This window comes from Flavobacterium sp. HJJ (genome assembly GCF_015351475.1).
GTDB classification, from domain to species: domain Bacteria; phylum Bacteroidota; class Bacteroidia; order Flavobacteriales; family Flavobacteriaceae; genus Flavobacterium; species Flavobacterium marginilacus.
Window position 1 is genome coordinate 104,491 of sequence record NZ_JADKPR010000015.1, and the last position, 16,328, is coordinate 120,818.

Annotated in this window: 13 protein-coding genes and 1 other RNA gene; 9 read left to right on the forward strand and 5 right to left on the reverse strand. The window is 34.1% G+C overall.

Annotation, left to right across the window (positions count from 1 at the left end; all coding sequences use genetic code 11):
• The first annotated feature begins 302 nt into the window (after positions 1 to 302).
• From IRZ80_RS13145 to IRZ80_RS13160, 4 genes are all read left to right on the forward strand, one after another.
• Positions 303 to 1,274, forward strand: coding sequence for a zinc-binding alcohol dehydrogenase family protein (locus tag IRZ80_RS13145; RefSeq protein ID WP_194642028.1), 972 nt, complete (start codon positions 303 to 305; stop codon positions 1,272 to 1,274).
• Between the two features lie 347 nt (positions 1,275 to 1,621).
• Complete coding sequence (gene aroC / locus IRZ80_RS13150; RefSeq protein WP_194642029.1) at positions 1,622 to 2,683, forward strand: chorismate synthase; 1,062 nt, start codon at positions 1,622 to 1,624, stop codon at positions 2,681 to 2,683.
• Between the two features lie 94 nt (positions 2,684 to 2,777).
• A complete protein-coding gene (locus tag IRZ80_RS13155) occupies positions 2,778 to 4,046 on the forward strand; it encodes a dicarboxylate/amino acid:cation symporter (RefSeq protein ID WP_194642030.1) in 1,269 nt (422 codons plus the stop codon).
• A gap of 190 nt (positions 4,047 to 4,236) precedes the next feature.
• Positions 4,237 to 6,444: a response regulator gene (locus tag IRZ80_RS13160; RefSeq protein ID WP_194642031.1), complete on the forward strand. Its 2,208-nt coding sequence runs from the start codon at positions 4,237 to 4,239 to the stop codon at positions 6,442 to 6,444.
• A gap of 89 nt (positions 6,445 to 6,533) precedes the next feature.
• Here the strand turns inward: IRZ80_RS13160 and IRZ80_RS13165 are convergent, their stop codons facing one another.
• Both IRZ80_RS13165 and IRZ80_RS13170 read right to left on the reverse strand, forming a co-directional pair.
• Positions 6,534 to 7,784, reverse strand: coding sequence for a DEAD/DEAH box helicase (locus IRZ80_RS13165; protein WP_194642032.1), 1,251 nt, complete (start codon positions 7,782 to 7,784; stop codon positions 6,534 to 6,536).
• A 111-nt stretch (positions 7,785 to 7,895) separates the two neighbouring features.
• Positions 7,896 to 8,936 carry a formimidoylglutamase gene (locus IRZ80_RS13170; protein ID WP_194642033.1) on the reverse strand — a complete coding sequence of 347 codons (1,041 nt, stop codon included), beginning with the start codon at positions 8,934 to 8,936 and terminating at the stop codon, positions 7,896 to 7,898.
• Between the two features lie 86 nt (positions 8,937 to 9,022).
• Between IRZ80_RS13170 and IRZ80_RS13175 the strand changes: the two genes are divergently transcribed.
• Positions 9,023 to 9,898 carry a hypothetical protein gene (locus IRZ80_RS13175; protein WP_194642034.1) on the forward strand — a complete coding sequence of 292 codons (876 nt, stop codon included), beginning with the start codon at positions 9,023 to 9,025 and terminating at the stop codon, positions 9,896 to 9,898.
• 64 nt (positions 9,899 to 9,962) lie between these two features.
• Here IRZ80_RS13175 and hutI read toward each other — a convergent pair whose 3' ends face one another.
• A complete protein-coding gene (gene hutI, locus IRZ80_RS13180; RefSeq protein ID WP_194642035.1) occupies positions 9,963 to 11,213 on the reverse strand; it encodes an imidazolonepropionase in 1,251 nt (416 codons plus the stop codon).
• A gap of 118 nt (positions 11,214 to 11,331) precedes the next feature.
• Positions 11,332 to 12,381 (reverse strand): glutaminyl-peptide cyclotransferase, encoded by a 1,050-nt coding sequence (locus tag IRZ80_RS13185; RefSeq protein ID WP_194642036.1) that lies wholly within the window; start codon positions 12,379 to 12,381, stop codon positions 11,332 to 11,334.
• An 88-nt stretch (positions 12,382 to 12,469) separates the two neighbouring features.
• Here IRZ80_RS13185 and ffs point away from each other — a divergent pair.
• From ffs to fsa, 4 genes are all read left to right on the forward strand, one after another.
• Positions 12,470 to 12,567, forward strand: an RNA gene (ffs, locus tag IRZ80_RS13190) — signal recognition particle sRNA small type.
• A gap of 102 nt (positions 12,568 to 12,669) precedes the next feature.
• On the forward strand, positions 12,670 to 13,473 hold the full coding sequence (locus IRZ80_RS13195) for an SDR family oxidoreductase (protein ID WP_194642037.1): 804 nt from the start codon (positions 12,670 to 12,672) through the stop codon (positions 13,471 to 13,473).
• A 4-nt stretch (positions 13,474 to 13,477) separates the two neighbouring features.
• Positions 13,478 to 13,678, forward strand: coding sequence for a hypothetical protein (locus IRZ80_RS13200; protein ID WP_194642038.1), 201 nt, complete (start codon positions 13,478 to 13,480; stop codon positions 13,676 to 13,678).
• Positions 13,679 to 13,879: 201 nt separating this feature from the next.
• Positions 13,880 to 14,536 carry a fructose-6-phosphate aldolase gene (gene fsa / locus IRZ80_RS13205; protein ID WP_194642039.1) on the forward strand — a complete coding sequence of 219 codons (657 nt, stop codon included), beginning with the start codon at positions 13,880 to 13,882 and terminating at the stop codon, positions 14,534 to 14,536.
• Between the two features lie 263 nt (positions 14,537 to 14,799).
• Here the strand turns inward: fsa and IRZ80_RS13210 are convergent, their stop codons facing one another.
• Positions 14,800 to 16,269, reverse strand: a complete 1,470-nt coding sequence (locus IRZ80_RS13210) for an MFS transporter (RefSeq protein ID WP_194642040.1) — start codon at positions 16,267 to 16,269, stop codon at positions 14,800 to 14,802.
• Positions 16,270 to 16,328: the final 59 nt, after the last annotated feature.

A 16,328-nucleotide genomic window follows, 5' to 3' on the forward strand; every position in this document is an offset into this window, starting at 1 on the left:
GAACATGATTCCTCCCGCTTTCCGTTGCAATCTTGTGTGCCGAACCCCGGTTCACAAGGATTTCCACTGAAATAGGGGCTAAACGAGATATTTTAGATGATTTAAGAAAGTTTATTTTTTGCGTTCACGAGAGAAGTTTCTGCTAACAGAGGTATTAGTCAATATTTAGAATTTATCTGCTTTACATTGTGGTGAGAGGTTGCACTCGGGTGATAGCGAACTGACGAAGTAATTCTGCCTATTACTGAACTGATCTACTCGATCGTGTGGTACGACGAAAAATTAATAAAAAAACAGAAAAAATGAAAGCAGCAGTTGTATTTCAAAAAGGTGAATTACCAAAGTATGTAACAGACTTTGTAGAACCAATTGTGCAAAATGAAAATGAATTATTGATTTCAGTAAAGGCATCTGCTGTAAAAAATCTTGACAAATTGCGGGCAAGCGGAAAACATTATTCACTGCAAAACTTTGATAAACCAATTGTAGTAGGTGGCGACGGAGTTGGCTTACTCGAAGACGGAACAAGGGTTTATGCAATGGGCGTAAGCGGAATGATTGCCGAAATGGCAATCGTTGAAAAAAGCAGAGTTGTTAAACTTCCTGAAAATATTAATAATGCGATTGCTTCGGCTTTGCCTAATGCTGTTATGGGTTCTGCATTAGCGCTTCGTTTCAGGGCCTCATTAGAAAAAGGACAGACAGTTCTAGTGAATGGCGCTACAGGCGTTACTGGGAAAATTGCGGTTCAGCTTGCCAAATATTACGGAGCAAAAAAAGTCATCGCGACAGGCAGAAATGAACAATCGTTACAGGAATTACTGATGCTTGGAGCAGACGAAATTATTTCAGTTAAACAAGATGATGAAAGTTTTATTTCACAAATTAAAAAAAGTCACAAACAAAATCCAATTGACGTTGTAATAGATTACTTGTGGGGACATAGTGCGGAATTGATTTTGTCATCATTAAAGGGTAATGGTGACTTTTCGCACCGTACACGTTTTGTTACAGTTGGCGGTATGACAGGCGACATAATTACTCTTTCATCTTCAATTTTGCGAGGAACAGATATTCAAATTTCAGGTTCGGGTTTGGGTAGCTGGACAAGAGAAGAAGTAAAACTCTTGTTCGCTGAAATACTTCCTGAAATATTCCAGCTTGCAGCCGACAATAAATTAAAAATAGAAACCGTGAATGCTGAATTGAAAGACATTGAAAAAGTTTGGGGAATGAATATTGACGGAGGAAAAAGATTAGTAATAGAGATATAACAATCCCAATCTTGTATTTGAAATCCGCCAATCCTGGTATTAAACAGTTTTTAAGCTTTGCTTTGCCAGCACAGAATGCAATTCGTTATCATTGTGCAGGTCTGCGCGATCGGATTTTTTTTGATTCTGTTAAGAATCTTCGATTGCTATTCCGTATCGATGTGGACTTTGTTTGTCGCGTTACTTGTGAGGATGCTTACAGCATGATAAGTTTGTATCTTAATGTTGAGTAAAATAGGGGTATTAGCAAGCCTGCTAGCTAAATAAAGTAATCTAAGTAATAAATTTTCATTCCTTACTTCTTATATTACTTCATAAAACTTACATTTGCCAAAAACTTTAAAACAATGGCAGGAAACAGCTACGGAACACTATATAGAGTAACCACTTTTGGAGAATCACACGGAGAAGCATTAGGCGGAATTATAGATGGTTGTCCATCGGGAATACAACTGGATTTTGATGCAATTCAATTTGAAATGGCTAGAAGAAAACCGGGCCAGTCCGCAATAGTTACACAGCGTAAAGAACCAGATGATGTACAGTTTTTATCTGGAATTTTTGAGGGGAAAACTACTGGAACACCAATCGGTTTTATTATTCCGAATACCAATCAGAAATCAGACGATTATTCCCATATTAAAGATAATTACAGACCAAGTCATGCCGATTATGTGTATGATAAAAAATACGGTTTCCGTGATTACAGAGGCGGCGGAAGAAGTTCTGCCCGCGAAACGGCAAGCAGAGTGGTAGCTGGGGCTATTGCAAAGCAAATGCTGCCTGAAATTAAATTCAACGCTTATGTCTCTTCTGTTGGTCCAATTTTCTTGGAAAAAGAATATCACGAATTGGATTTTTCAAAAATTGAGAGCAATCCTGTTCGCTGTCCAGATGAAGAATCGGCAGCGGTTATGGAAGAATATATCCGCCAAATCCGTAAAGAAGGAGACACGGTAGGAGGAACGGTAACTTGCGTAATCCAAAATGTGCCAATCGGTCTTGGTGAGCCGGTATTTGATAAACTGCATGCCGAATTAGGAAAAGCAATGCTTTCTATCAATGCCGTAAAAGGTTTTGAATTTGGAAGCGGTTTTGAAGGCGTTAAAATGAAAGGAAGCGAGCATAATGACTTGTATAATCCTGACGGAACTACCAAAACTAATCGTTCTGGCGGAATCCAAGGCGGTATAAGCAACGGAATGGATATTTATTTCCGAGTTGCTTTCAAGCCGGTGGCCACGATAATGCAAAAGCAGGATTCATTAGATAATCAAGGAAATATTACCGAGATGACTGGTAAAGGGCGTCACGATCCTTGTGTTGTTCCCCGTGCAGTACCAATTGTAGAAGCTATGGCAGCAATGGTTATAGCAGATTTTTTCCTTTTGAATAAAACGTACTTGTAATTTAAGAATTATAGAAAGTTTTTTTTATAAAGAAGAAAAAGTATTCAGTATTTTGACGAGCTAAATATTGAATTTTAACCTTGAAATTAATTAAATGACTACAATTGAAACCAAAAAAGTATCTTTTTTTAAAGGATTAACTGGTCAAATCCTTATTGCAATGCTCTTAGGAGCGGTATTAGGTATTATAATTCATAATTCGGTTGCTTTGGAAACGACCAAAGAATTTAGTACCAAAATAAAAATGCTGGCCACTGTGTTTATCAGGCTTGTGCAGATGATTATTGCACCGTTAGTTTTTACCACTTTGGTAGTAGGAATTGCAAAATTGGGTGATATAAAAGCAGTCGGCCGAATTGGCGGAAAAGCACTGGGATGGTTTTTTACAGCTTCTTTCTTTTCATTGTTAATAGGAATGCTGTATGTGAATTTATTACAGCCGGGTGTTGGGTTAAATCTGTCCAATGTCGATATGGCAAGTGTTACAGATGTAACCGCAAAAACTCAGAGTTTGTCTTTTGAAAATTTCATAGAGCATATTGTTCCTAAAAGTCTTTTTGAAGCCTTAGCGGTCAATGAAATTTTACAGATTGTAATTTTTTCAATATTCTTCGGTTTGGCTGCTGCTTCGATAGGTGATCAGTCAAAACCTGTTATAGATTTTTTGGACAGGTCTTCACATATCGTGCTGAAAATGGTAAATTATGTGATGAAATTTGCGCCAATTGGAGTTTTTGGAGCAATTGCAGGCGTTTTTGCTGTTAGGGATTTTCAGGAACTGGCTATTACATATTTCAAGTTTTTTGGTTCTTTTCTTATTGGTATTGGTACGTTGTGGCTGGTTCTTATTGCTATAGGATTTATTTTTCTGGGCAATAGAATGAAAGTATTATTAAGGCATATAATCAGCCCATTGATCATTGCTTTTGGAACTACAAGTTCTGAGGCAGTTTTTCCTAAACTTACCGAGGAATTAGAGCAGTTTGGAGTGAAAGATAAAATTGTTTCTTTTATGCTGCCTCTAGGATATTCTTTTAACCTTGACGGAAGTATGATGTATATGACCTTTGCAGGTATTTTTATTGCTCAGGCTTATGGAATACATCTTGACTACCCAACCCAGTTTACGATGCTTTTTGTATTGATGTTAACCAGTAAAGGAATTGCCGGTGTTCCAAGAGCGAGTCTGGTAGTTGTTGCGGCAACCTGCGGTATGTTTAAAATCCCAGTTGAAGGCATCGCTTTGATATTGCCAATAGATCACTTTTGTGATATGTTCAGGAGTGCTACAAATGTTTTAGGAAATGCCTTAGCCACATCTGTAGTGGGTAAATGGGAAGATGAAAAGGAAAATGTTCTGTAAAAATATTTGCAGTTTATTTTGAACATTCTAGCATAAAAGTAAATTTTAAAATAAAAAATAAAAGAGCAGTTACAACTAAAAATGTAACTGTTTTTTATTTTTATGTCAAAATAGATTCTTTGAAATATTCTCAGTACAAATGCACTAAAATTGTATATTTTGATGTACATTTGGAGAAATAACATCTATTATGCCCCCAATAAGGATAGTTTTATTATTTATTCTCTGGTTTAATTTTTTAGGAACAGCTTTAATTGGACAGACTCAACTGCCTGCTAAGAAAGAAATTAATGGATTAATTCAATCTGCGACAAAGTTAAGAGAATCTGGAGATTTTGAAAAATCTTTATTGATTTCCAGATTGGCTTTGCAAAAAGCGATTTACATAAAAGACAACCTTCTTATTGCTGAAAATTATAATAATGTTGCAGCCAATTTTAATGCTTTGGCAGAATTTGATAAAGCTATTTTTTATTACGATAAAGCTTTAAGCCATGCAGATTTAACTCAAAATGATACTATAAAACAAAGGATTAATAACAATCTGGGAAATATGTATTGTTTTGAAAAAAAGAACTACAATAAAGGGATTTTTCATTACCGTAAAGCAATTGAATACAGTAAAAAAATTGCAGATTCTTCCCAAACAGCTTTTACTAATCTCAATTTAACATGGGCGCTTTTCGATATCGGCAAGTTTAAAGAAGGAGAACAAAGTTTAAAGATAATTAATTCATATTATAAAAAACATAAAAATAATTTTGTCGTTGTAGTGCTTAATATGCTTAACGGTATGTACTGCAATTTTAAAAATGAAGACAAAAAAGCAGATTTTCATTTCCAGAAAGCGATTCGGCTTGGTAAGGAACTCAATGAAAAATCAGATTTGTCATTTTCTCATTTGGAATATTCTAAGCTTTTATTAAAGCAGAAAAAATATAAAGAAGCCTATGAGAACCTGCAGGTCTATACACGTCTTAATGAGGAAATTTATGCTGAAGAAAAATTAGAAAAGGCAAATGTTGAAGGGATTAATTTTCAGCTGGACGAATACAAACGAACTATTGATAAAATTGAAAATGAAAAAGACCTGCAGTTTCAGAGTTTAAAAAAATCAAGAATCATTGTTTTACTTTTTATAATTGCGACTTTCGTTTTATTGCTTTTCCTGAATTCATTAATTAAAAACAACAGGTTTAGATTAAAATCAAATGCCGATTTACTGCTTGCAAATCAAGAACTGGTTATTGCTAATAAGAAAGCCGAAGAATCAGCTTTGCTGAAAACGCAGTTTATATCCACGATAAGCCATGAATTAAGAACTCCCTTGTATGGCGTTGTTGGTATTGCTGATCTGCTTTTGGAAGAGCATAAAGAGCTTGAAAAAAGTCCGCATTTAAATTCTTTAAAATTTTCTGCACGCTATTTATTGTCATTGGTAAATGATATTCTGCAGATTAATAAAATTGAAGAAAATAAAATCGTTTTGGATCAGATGATATTTAATCTGACAGATGAATTATATATGATTAAAAATTCATTATCATTTATTTCCAAAAAAAACAATAATAAAATATACATTGACGTTGATCCATTAATTCCAGAAAGTTTAATTGGCGACAAACTTCGATTTGCTCAAATTTTGATGAATTTAGTTAGTAATGCCTTAAAGTTTACAAAAAATGGAAAGGTTGAAATAATAGCAAAACAAATACAAACTGTAGGAGAAATAAATTCTATTGAAATTAAAATAAAAGATAATGGAATAGGTATTGCTCCTTTGGATCAAGGTAAGATTTTTGATAAGTTTGTTCAGGTAGGCAGAAAAGAGCTCGATTATCAAGGAACTGGATTGGGCTTGTCTATTGTGAAGAGACTGCTGGAACTTTTTGGCAGCGATATTATTGTTGAAAGCGAATTGGGAAAGGGAACAAGTTTTACCTTTTGTGTTGATTTTGAATGTAACTCTGAGAAGACTAATGAAATGATAAATAATATACAAGTTGATTTGAATTCTAATCAAATCTTTAAAGTGCTCGTAGTTGAGGATAATCATATTAATCAATTGATTACCAAAAAAACTATGGAGAAAAACAACTATTCCTGCAAAGTTGTTGATGATGGTTTTATGGCTTTGGAAATTTTAGGCCAAGAGGAGTTTGATATTATTCTAATGGATATTAATATGCCTTTGATGAATGGATTTGAAACTTCCAGACGAATAAGACAGGAAGGAATTGAAACGCCTATTATTGCATTAACGGCTTTTGATAAAAATGAGATTACTGATGAAGCAATAGCTGCAGGAATAAATGATATCATTGTAAAACCGTTTGAATCTGTTCAATTGTTTAAAGTTATAAATTGTCACATTCTAAAATTCAAAACAATAGTTTAGTATGTGCTGCTTTTATACAAAAAAACATCTTATAAATTGTATTTTATAAGATGTTCTCAAACTATTGGTTGCTTGAAATTATAAATTTCTTAATACCAGCGTTTTTTATTTTGCTTTGAAGCATTCGATTTTCTGGATTTGTGAGCACCTCCGCTTCGATTTGAATTTTTAGGAGGATTGCTGTCAGCAACAGGATTTCCAGAATGCCACGGATAAGGATGATTGTCTATAGTTTCAACATTTACTTTTATAAGTTTTTGAATATCTTTCCAGTAATCTTTCTCATCCTTACTGCAGAAAGAGATTGCTATACCGCCATTTCCTGCGCGTCCAGTTCTGCCAATTCGGTGAACATAAGTTTCAGGGATATTAGGCAGGTCAAAATTGATTACAAAAGGCAGCTGGTCAATATCAATTCCTCGCGCTGCAATATCTGTGGCTACAAGAACACCAACTTCTTTGTTTTTAAATGCGTCTAATACACGTTGTCTTGCGTTTTGTGATTTATCACCATGAATGGCTTCGGCAGGAATATCTTTCTTCCTCAAAGCTTTAACAACATTGTCTGCACCATGTTTTGTTCTGGAGAAAATTAGAACATTTGATAAATTTTCATTTTTAATCAGGTGGTATAATAAATTTCTTTTTTCTGATTTTTCAACAAAATAAATACGCTGTTCCACATTTTCGGCAGTTGATGAAACAGGAGAAACAGTTACTGTTTCAGGATCTGTCAGGAACATTTCGGCTAATTCTCTGATTGCGATTGGCATTGTTGCCGAAAAAAAAAGAGTTTGTCTGTTCTTAGGCGTTAGCTTTACAATTTTTTTGACATCGTTAACAAAGCCCATATCAAGCATCTGATCGGCTTCATCCAATACCAAAGTATGCAGATGATTCAAATCGATAAAACCTTGCTTATGCAGGTCTAATAAGCGTCCTGGCGTTGCAATTACGATGTCAACTCCATTTTTTAAGGTATCTACCTGCGGGTTTTGTGATACTCCTCCAAAAAGCGTTAACTGCGTCAGATTAGTATATTTGCCGTAAGTGTCAAAACTCTGTCCAATCTGAACGGCTAATTCTCTTGTAGGCGTTACAACAAGTGCACGGACTACTTTTGCTTTTTTTGATGAGCCTACGATTCGGTGTAATTGATGAATGATTGGTATTGCAAAAGCAGCAGTTTTTCCAGTTCCGGTCTGCGCACAGCCAATCAGATCTTTTCCGGCTAATACAATAGGTATTGATTGTTCCTGAATAGGTGTTGCTTCTGTATAGCCTTCTTCAAATACGGCCTTTTGTATACTTTTTGAAAGTGATAAATCTTCGAATAACATATTTTTGAAATTAAAATATCTTGTATTTAGTACATAGATAAGGGCGCAAAGATAGTGTTATTATTTTGGATGAGAATTATTTTACTTTTAAGCGGTGCGGTTTCTTTTATTTTAGGCTTCAATTGAATTATGAGATTTCATGAAATCAGTTACTAAATATCCTATTAGTTTTCCAATTAAATGATTGTTTTTGTCTTCTCCTAAATCAGGAGCTCCTTCACAAATATGCAGATAAGCTGCGTTTTTATTTTTGGCAAAAAATGAAACAAACTGACGAAGCTCTTCAATTGAAAAACCGCTTAGAGTCATTGCGCTGCTTGCAATATTTGGAATCGCATCCAAATCAATTTCAATTCCGAAAGGATCATTTTTAATGAAATCAAGAGCGTTTGCCATTTCTTCAGAAAAAACTTTTTCTTTTCTGATGTTAACGCTGTCGTAAGTATTGTATCGAACCCGGTCTTCAATTTTTTTTATAATATCCAAAACACTTTTGGAGGTGTAATTTTCATGCAGACCAAAAATGAAATATTTTTTTAAAAAGCCTTCTTCATAAGCATATGAGAATCCATTACCGCTATGACGGCCTTCCAGAATTCTGAAATCAGAATGCGCATCAAAATTGACAGCATTTATGGCTTTCCCTTTTGCCAGAGCGGCTCCTTTTATATTTCCATAGGAATTATTGTGTCCTCCGCCAATTACTATCGGGATTTTTCCGGCCTGAATGATTTTGCAGATAATATGGGAAACCTCTTTATCAATTCGTTCTACTAACTGGCTTAATTTTGACCGGTCATCAATATCATTAAAATCAAGATTTTCTACCTCTTTCATTTCAGACTGAACATTCAAATGTCCTAAAACAATAATTTGATTACCTTTTGAAAAACGGTTATGCTGAATATTTGCAATACTTTGTATCGCACTCTGCCAGGCAGATGCTGCTCCAGGTCTTCCATAATTTGCTCTGACTCCAATGTCTTCAGGAATTCCAAATAAAACGAATTTCGCCTCACTGTTTTTTATAAAATCGATAGGGTCTGTATCTTTGGGAACAACAAGTATTTTCTCGCCAAATTTAATTTCACCGCTTCTGTGATTGGTTACTTTTGCTAGGTCGTTAATACTGAATGTAATAAGTTTTTCCATAAAAAAATATTTTTCAAAAATAATATAATTGATTTAAGTTGCGTTATATATATTATTAAATTTGTAGAAAACAATTATATTTTAACATGGAAAATCAAAAAAACAATTCAAGTCTTAAAGCTGTCATAGCTGTTTTGGCTATTTTATTAGTTGGGAGTTTAGTTTATATTTTTAAAATGTCTTCAGAGGTTGATTCAGTTCATACTGAAATCGTGAAAGTAGGTTCAGAAAAAGAATCTGTCATGAAAGATTTACAGGATCTTAAAGCAACTTATGATGCAGCAATCGCAGAAAACACTTCTATGTCTGAAGAGTTACTGCAGGAAAGAGATAAAGTAGTCAATTTGATGGATGAGCTTAAAAAATCAAATGGCGATTTGTCAAAATACAGAAATCAGGTTAAAGCCCTGCAAGGACACATGAAAGAATTAATGCAGGAAAATGAAGGTTTGAAAAAACAAAATGTTACTTTAACAAATCAGCGTGACAGTACAGTAGTTGTTTTAGGAGAATCAAAAAAATTCAATGAAGTTTTAGTTGGTCAAAACGAAGAGTTGGCTAAAACAGTTGAAAAAGGAGGTAAATTATCTGTTTTGAATTTACAGACTGCAGCTTACAAATTAAAAAGCTCTGGAAAAGAAATAGCAACTGACAAAGCAAGCAGAGCGAATGTTCTTAAAATAAGCTTTACCATTGCTGAAAATTCAATTGCAAAATCTGGAGATAAAGATTATTATGTGCAGGTAATTGACAGTAAAAACAATGTTTTGGGTGAAGCTAAAAAAGTTACTTTTGGAGAAAAAGAATTAACGTATAGTTTTGTCTCAAGTGTAAAATATGAGAATAAAACAGTTCAGGTTTCTCAGGATTTAGCTGGCAAAAACTTTGAAAAAGGTCAATATGCTGTAAATGTTTATGATAAAGATCAATTAGTGTCATCATCAAGTTTTTCTTTGAAATAAGAATTTTACATTATATAAAAAGAGCGGTACTCAAATTAGGATACCGCTCTTTTTTTGTGCTAAATCAGCCATGAAAATTATAAATATTTTTTCCGTTTAATATCACGCAGTCAATTAAATTGCTTCCAAAAGCATAAGGCAATTGATAATAGGACGGGATTTTTTTTGTTATAATCAGATTCGCTTTTTTTCCTATTGTAATACTTCCGTGGGTATTTGAAATCCCCATCGCATAAGCTCCATTAAGGGTTGCAGCATTAATAGCTTCTTCGGGTGTCATTTTCATTTTGATGCAGGCGGTCGCGACTACAAAATTCATGTTTCCAGATGGAGTAGAACCAGGGTTGTAATCTGTTGCCAGTGCCAAAGGAAGACCAGCAGTTATCATTTGGCGAGCGGGAGTATAAGGAATGCCTAAAAAATAAGAACAGGATGGCAGAGCAACTGGCATTGTTTCTGTGTTTTTTAAAGCTTCAATATCCTCAGGATTCATAATTTCCAAATGATCTACTGAAAGAGCATTATATTTAATACCAGCTTGAATGCCGCCAATTGATTTGAATTGATTAACATGGATTTTTGGCTTTAGGCCAAATTGAATTCCCGCTTCCATAATTTGTTCTGTTTCTTCGGCTGAGAAATAACCGGTTTCACAAAATACATCAATAAAATCGGCTAATTTGTTTTTGGCAATTTCTGGAAGCATTTCATTTATAATGCTGTCAATGTATCCTTTTTTATTGTTTTTAAAAGCACTGGGGAAGGCGTGTGCGCCAAGAAAAGTTGCTTTTATTGTTATGGGGTAGTTTTTAGATAACTGCTGAATTACGCGAAGCATTTTGAGTTCTCCTTCAACAGTTAATCCGTATCCGGATTTAATTTCGACTGCTCCCGTTCCCAGCTGAATTACTTCTTCCAACCGAGCTTTGGATTGATTGAAAATATCTTCTTCAGAAGTTTCGTTTAGTTTTTTTGCTGAATTTAAGATGCCGCCACCACGATTTGCAATTTCCTCATAAGTCATTCCATTTATGCGGTCTACAAATTCCTGTTCGCGGCTGCCCGCATACACAATATGGGTGTGGCTGTCACACCAAGACGGGAGAACAATTTTTCCAGCAGCATCAATAGTAGTATCTGCGGACATTTTTGGCAAATTGTCCATAGAACCAAAATCGGTAATCAAATCATCTTTAAGGAGTAAAAAAGCATTCTTGATTGTTGGCAAAACAGCCATTTCTGCTCCGGAAACTTTTAAAACAGAACTTTCTCTGACTTGAAGCAGTTCTTTTATATTGGTAATAAGAGTAATCATTTTTTATGGATATTATATAAAACACAAATTTGCTCCGCCTATTCCCTTCGGTCGAGTCACAAATTATCACGTAATAATTCGTGAAATCTGTGAAATTCGTGTTTGTGCTATTTTTTTGTTATTCAGAAACCGTTATTTCAAACATTTTGTTCCAATTTTTTCCAGTAACAAAAATGGTTTTAGTTTTTGGGTTATAAGCAATTCCGTTTAAAACGTCTCCATCTGTGACTTTTACTAATTTACGCAGTCCTGACATGTCTAGAATTCCTTCAACAGCACCTGTTTTAGGGTCTACAACTGCAATGGCATCCTTTTCGAAAACATTGGTGTAGATTTTTCCGTTGATCCATTCCAGTTCATTGATGGCTTTGACTTTCGAATCACCGGAATATACATTGATATAGTCAATCATTTTTTGGGTTTTTGGATCCATTTTCCAGATTTTTTCAGTTTTGTCAGTTTGGTAAATATATGTTCCGTCATTTGTCATTCCCCAGCCTTCAATGTCTTTATCGTAAGTAAATGTTTTTTCAAGTTTCAATGTTTTGGCATCATATACAAAACCAGTTTTTTCAAGCCATGTTAATTGATATAATTTACCATTTACAAAAGTGATTCCTTCTCCAAAATATATTGAATCTAAATCAATCTGCTTGTAAATTTTACCGGTTTTATAATCGTATTTTCTAAAATAGGAGGTTCCTTTTTGTCCCGTACTTTCACATAAAGTATCATTGTGAAATTCTAGACCTTCAGTAAACGATGCCGTATCGTGTGGGTAAGTATTAACGATTTTGTAATTCAATAATTTTGGGGTGACATTTGATACTAGTTCTATTCTTTTAGTTGCATCTGATGAATCTGAGCCAAAATAAATGGTTGCTTTCAGGAATTGATATCCTAATTTTTGGTCTTTTAATTCAAATTTAAATTTTTCAGTACCTTTAGTGCTTCCTATTTTTTTGTCGTTTACAAAGTAAGCAATACTGTCAATTTCTTTTGAATTGGGATTCAAAATACCAATAGAAACTGATTCTGGAGTGGTAAAATGAGCAGGAAAAGCAGAATCATCAATAGTGAACAAAGAATTTTCACCTTTTTTTGTATCTCCGCACCCAATTAATGAGGTTCCTAATAAAATGGCAATTAATAAGTTATGTTTTTTCATGTTTTAAAATTTGAAGAGACCAATATACAATAGTTATTTTATTAGTGCAAAGCGCTTGCAAAAATATAAAAAGGTTGTATATTTGCACCGGCAAGTCCTACACGACCAGCTCCTGCAGACTCCCCCAGGATGGGAACATAGCAAGGGTACGTGGTTGAGCGGTGCGATGTAGACCGCTTGCCATTTTTTATTTTTTTAATCCAAGAATTTTGTGAATTATAGTCTTCCCTCGGGAGGATTTTTTTATTTTTAGGCATTGCTAACTCAATATAATTTATAAGCTAAGACATGAGTAAAGTTATTTTAATTACAGGAGGATCATCAGGTATTGGAAAATCTATTGGAGAATTTCTGCATCATAAAGGATTTGTGGTGTACGGAACCAGCAGAAATCCTGATAAGATTGTAAATTCTATTTTTCCTTTAATTGCCTTGGATGTCAGAAATGCAGATTCAATTCATTTGGCTACAGCCAAGGTTATAGCAATTTCTGGGAAACTGGATGTTGTAATTAATAATGCTGGAGTTGGTATTACCGGCCCTTTGGAAGAAATTCCAATGGAAGAAATCAAAAATAATTTTGAGACTAATTTCTTTGGTCCAATTGAGGTTATTAAAGCAGTACTGCCACAAATGCGTTCGCAGCAATCCGGGCTCATTATTAATATTACTTCAATAGCGGGGTATATGGGACTGCCGTACCGCAGTGTTTATTCGGCATCAAAAGGAGCTTTAGAGTTAATAACTGAGGCTCTGCGCATGGAAGTAAAACCATTCGGAATTCAGATCACAAATATAGCTCCTGGAGATTTTGCTACAAATATCGCTGCAGGCCGTTTTCATGCGCCGGTAATCGAAGGTTCGGCTTATGAGACATCATACGGGAATAACCTAAAAACTATGAACGAACATGTAGACAGCGGCAGTAATCCTAATGTAATGGCGGAAGCGGTTTATGCGGTTATTCAGAATCCAAACCCAAAAATTCATTATAAAGTAGGTGCTTTCATGCAGAAATTTTCTATTGTATTAAAGAGAATTCTGCCTGACCAAGTGTATGAAAAAATGCTTATGAATCATTATAAATTATAAAATTATGGATAAGATTACAGAGTTTCTGCCTACTATTTTAGGTGTTTTAATTTTTCTGATTATTTGGTTTGTGCTTCGCAGAATCTTAAGTTCTTTGAGTGATAAGATAAATAATTCTGAAGTTTATAAAGAAGATGTGTTAAATGTGCTTGAAGAAATTAGAGATGAACTAAAAAAGCTCAATCAAAATAACATTTCAAAATAATTTGAAAATACTAGAAAAGTAATTAATCAGTCCACGTTTTATTTTGAAATTGATTTTTGAAATTGATTTTTGAAATTGATTTTTGAAATTGATTTTTGAAATTGATTTTTGAAATTGATTTTTGAAATTGTCATTGTTATTGATATTGATTTCGTAATTTTGCACCGAATTTTTAAACACACAATTAAACATTAATATATTATGAAATTTTTTATTGATACAGCTAATTTAGCTCAAATTAAAGAAGCACAGGCATTAGGAGTTTTGGATGGAGTTACTACAAATCCATCATTGATGGCTAAAGAAGGAATTACAGGAAAAAACAATATTTTGAAGCATTATGTTGATATCTGTAATTTGGTTGATGGTGATGTAAGTGCTGAAGTGAATGCTTTGGATTATGATGGAATGATTAAAGAAGGTGAAGAATTAGCTGATTTACATGACCAGATCGTTGTTAAATTACCTATGACAAAAGAAGGTGTAATGGCTGCTAAATATTTTTCTGACAAAGGAATTAAAACCAATGTTACTCTTGTATTCTCTGTAGGTCAAGCTTTATTGGCTGCTAAAGCAGGTGCTACTTATGTATCTCCTTTTGTTGGCCGTTTGGATGATATTTCTACTGATGGTTTAAATTTAATCAGTGAAATTAGAGAGGTTTATGATAACTATGGTTATGAAACTGAAATATTGGCAGCTTCTGTGCGTCATACTATGCACATTGTAAACTGCGCTAAACTTGGTGCCGATGTAATGACAGGACCTTTATCTGCAATTTATGGTTTGTTGAAACACCCATTAACAGATATTGGATTGGCTCAGTTTGTTGCTGATTTCGAAAAAGGAAATAAATAGTACTCAGTTTTGACTGTGTAGTAATGCAGTCAAGGAGAACTTATAAAAAAGTTCCGTTTCATTTCGAAACGGAGCTTTTTTTGTTTTTAACTAATTTCCAAAAATTCAATATTTGAGTATTGGTTCAAATAAAAATCATATATGCGATTCTCAGCGATTTGAATTAGTGAAAAAAAATCCCATTCTAAAAAAAACTAGAATGGGATTTTTTGAATTTATTTTATCGAATAATACTCAGTCTGAAAAAACTGAAGAAATTTTTCTTAGTGTCCGCCGCCTGCGCTTTCAACATGGCTGATTCCTTGACTCTTTAATATTTTAGGACAGTAAAAACCATAAAATGCTAAATAGGCAAAGCCAATAAGCGGTACGATGTATGAAAAATGTGTATAAGTAATACCAAATATTCCATTTGGATTAGTTAAGTCTAAATCGCATATTTTTCCTTGTACCAGAGGAATTACTCCACCGCCAAGAATCATCATGATTAAGAAAGAAGATCCTTTTCCAGTGTTTTTTCCTAAACCTGCAATAGCTAAATCGAAGATTGAAGGCCACATAATAGATAAGAATAATCCACCAGAGATAAAAAAGAATTTAGCAATTTCTGGATTAGGCCAAACTAAGCCGGCAGCCATCATTAATAATCCTGACAGTCCAAAAAGCATTAAAGTTTTTCCAGCGTTTTTTCCACCTGCAAAACTTACAGTGATGAATAATAAAATCCAGAATGGGTAAATGTAGAATGAAGATACATCGTGTGCAGCAAAGATATTTGCACCAATGATTACTCCAAATCCTAAAGCAGGCACAATAAATTTAAGTGCAATATTTACTAAATTAGAAGTATTAAAAACATTAACTCCGCCATTCCAGCGCCCAATCATTAAACTTCCCCAGTACAATGCAATAAATGGCGCAATAGCATCTTCCAGAATACTGCCAAACTCACTCGTGTGCAATAAAGCAGGCAAGTTACTGATAATCGTTACTTCTGTTCCTACATAGATAAAGATTGCAAGCATTCCTAGATATAATTGCGGATAATCAAGAATACTGAATGAGCTGTGCGGATGTTTTATAACTGATTCTTCTACTTTTTCCGGATCTTCGATTTTAGAAAAATTCATAAAAACAGCTACTATGATAAAAGCAAAACCTAGAATAATAAAAGGCAGTTTGATATCGTCTAATGAAAGAGCTGTTTTTTTGTTGTCTCCCATTCCAAATAAAGCTATACCTAATAGAATCGCTCCAATAGTTGTTCCAAATGAATTAACACCTCCCGCTAATGTCAGACGGTGTGCTCCAGTGTTTGGACTGCCCATTTTAATTGCTAAAGGATTAGCAACAATCTGTTGAATTGAAAATCCTAATCCTACAGTAAATAAGGCGGTTAGGAAAAATGGAAAGCTTTCCATTGTTGCAGCAGGAACAAATAAAAATGAACCAATAGCTGAAAGAATTAATCCAGCAGAAAGTGTTTTTTTGTATCCAAATTTTTGTAAAACATCAATTTTTAGAGATACTAAAAAGAATATTATAGATCCTACAAAGTAAGCAGCATAAAAAGCCCAGGCAACCAGCTGTGACTGTACTTGTGATAGTGTAAATACTTTTTTGAATACTGGGATTAAGATGTCATTGGCCGAACCAACAAAACCCCAAAAGAAGAAGACGATTATCAAAGAAATAAACTGCCCCCATTTGGTTTGCACATTTTCTGAACTCATAATTTAAAAATTTAATTTTTTTTTGGTTATTATTAATTTTTTTGATGCTGCAAGACTGT

What these genes read in the sequence shown, in the direction of transcription:
- IRZ80_RS13145 (WP_194642028.1), top strand. Translation starts at nt 303, where the DNA reads ATGAAAGCAGCAGTTGTATTTCAAAAAGGTGAATTACCAAAGTATGTA.
- aroC (WP_194642029.1), top strand. Translation starts at nt 1,622, where the DNA reads ATGGCAGGAAACAGCTACGGAACACTATATAGAGTAACCACTTTTGGA.
- IRZ80_RS13155 (WP_194642030.1), top strand. Translation starts at nt 2,778, where the DNA reads ATGACTACAATTGAAACCAAAAAAGTATCTTTTTTTAAAGGATTAACT.
- IRZ80_RS13160 (WP_194642031.1), top strand. Translation starts at nt 4,237, where the DNA reads ATGCCCCCAATAAGGATAGTTTTATTATTTATTCTCTGGTTTAATTTT.
- IRZ80_RS13165 (WP_194642032.1), bottom strand. Translation starts at nt 7,784, where the DNA reads ATGTTATTCGAAGATTTATCACTTTCAAAAAGTATACAAAAGGCCGTA.
- IRZ80_RS13170 (WP_194642033.1), bottom strand. Translation starts at nt 8,936, where the DNA reads ATGGAAAAACTTATTACATTCAGTATTAACGACCTAGCAAAAGTAACC.
- IRZ80_RS13175 (WP_194642034.1), top strand. Translation starts at nt 9,023, where the DNA reads ATGGAAAATCAAAAAAACAATTCAAGTCTTAAAGCTGTCATAGCTGTT.
- hutI (WP_194642035.1), bottom strand. Translation starts at nt 11,213, where the DNA reads ATGATTACTCTTATTACCAATATAAAAGAACTGCTTCAAGTCAGAGAA.
- IRZ80_RS13185 (WP_194642036.1), bottom strand. Translation starts at nt 12,381, where the DNA reads ATGAAAAAACATAACTTATTAATTGCCATTTTATTAGGAACCTCATTA.
- IRZ80_RS13195 (WP_194642037.1), top strand. Translation starts at nt 12,670, where the DNA reads ATGAGTAAAGTTATTTTAATTACAGGAGGATCATCAGGTATTGGAAAA.
- IRZ80_RS13200 (WP_194642038.1), top strand. Translation starts at nt 13,478, where the DNA reads ATGGATAAGATTACAGAGTTTCTGCCTACTATTTTAGGTGTTTTAATT.
- fsa (WP_194642039.1), top strand. Translation starts at nt 13,880, where the DNA reads ATGAAATTTTTTATTGATACAGCTAATTTAGCTCAAATTAAAGAAGCA.
- IRZ80_RS13210 (WP_194642040.1), bottom strand. Translation starts at nt 16,269, where the DNA reads ATGAGTTCAGAAAATGTGCAAACCAAATGGGGGCAGTTTATTTCTTTG.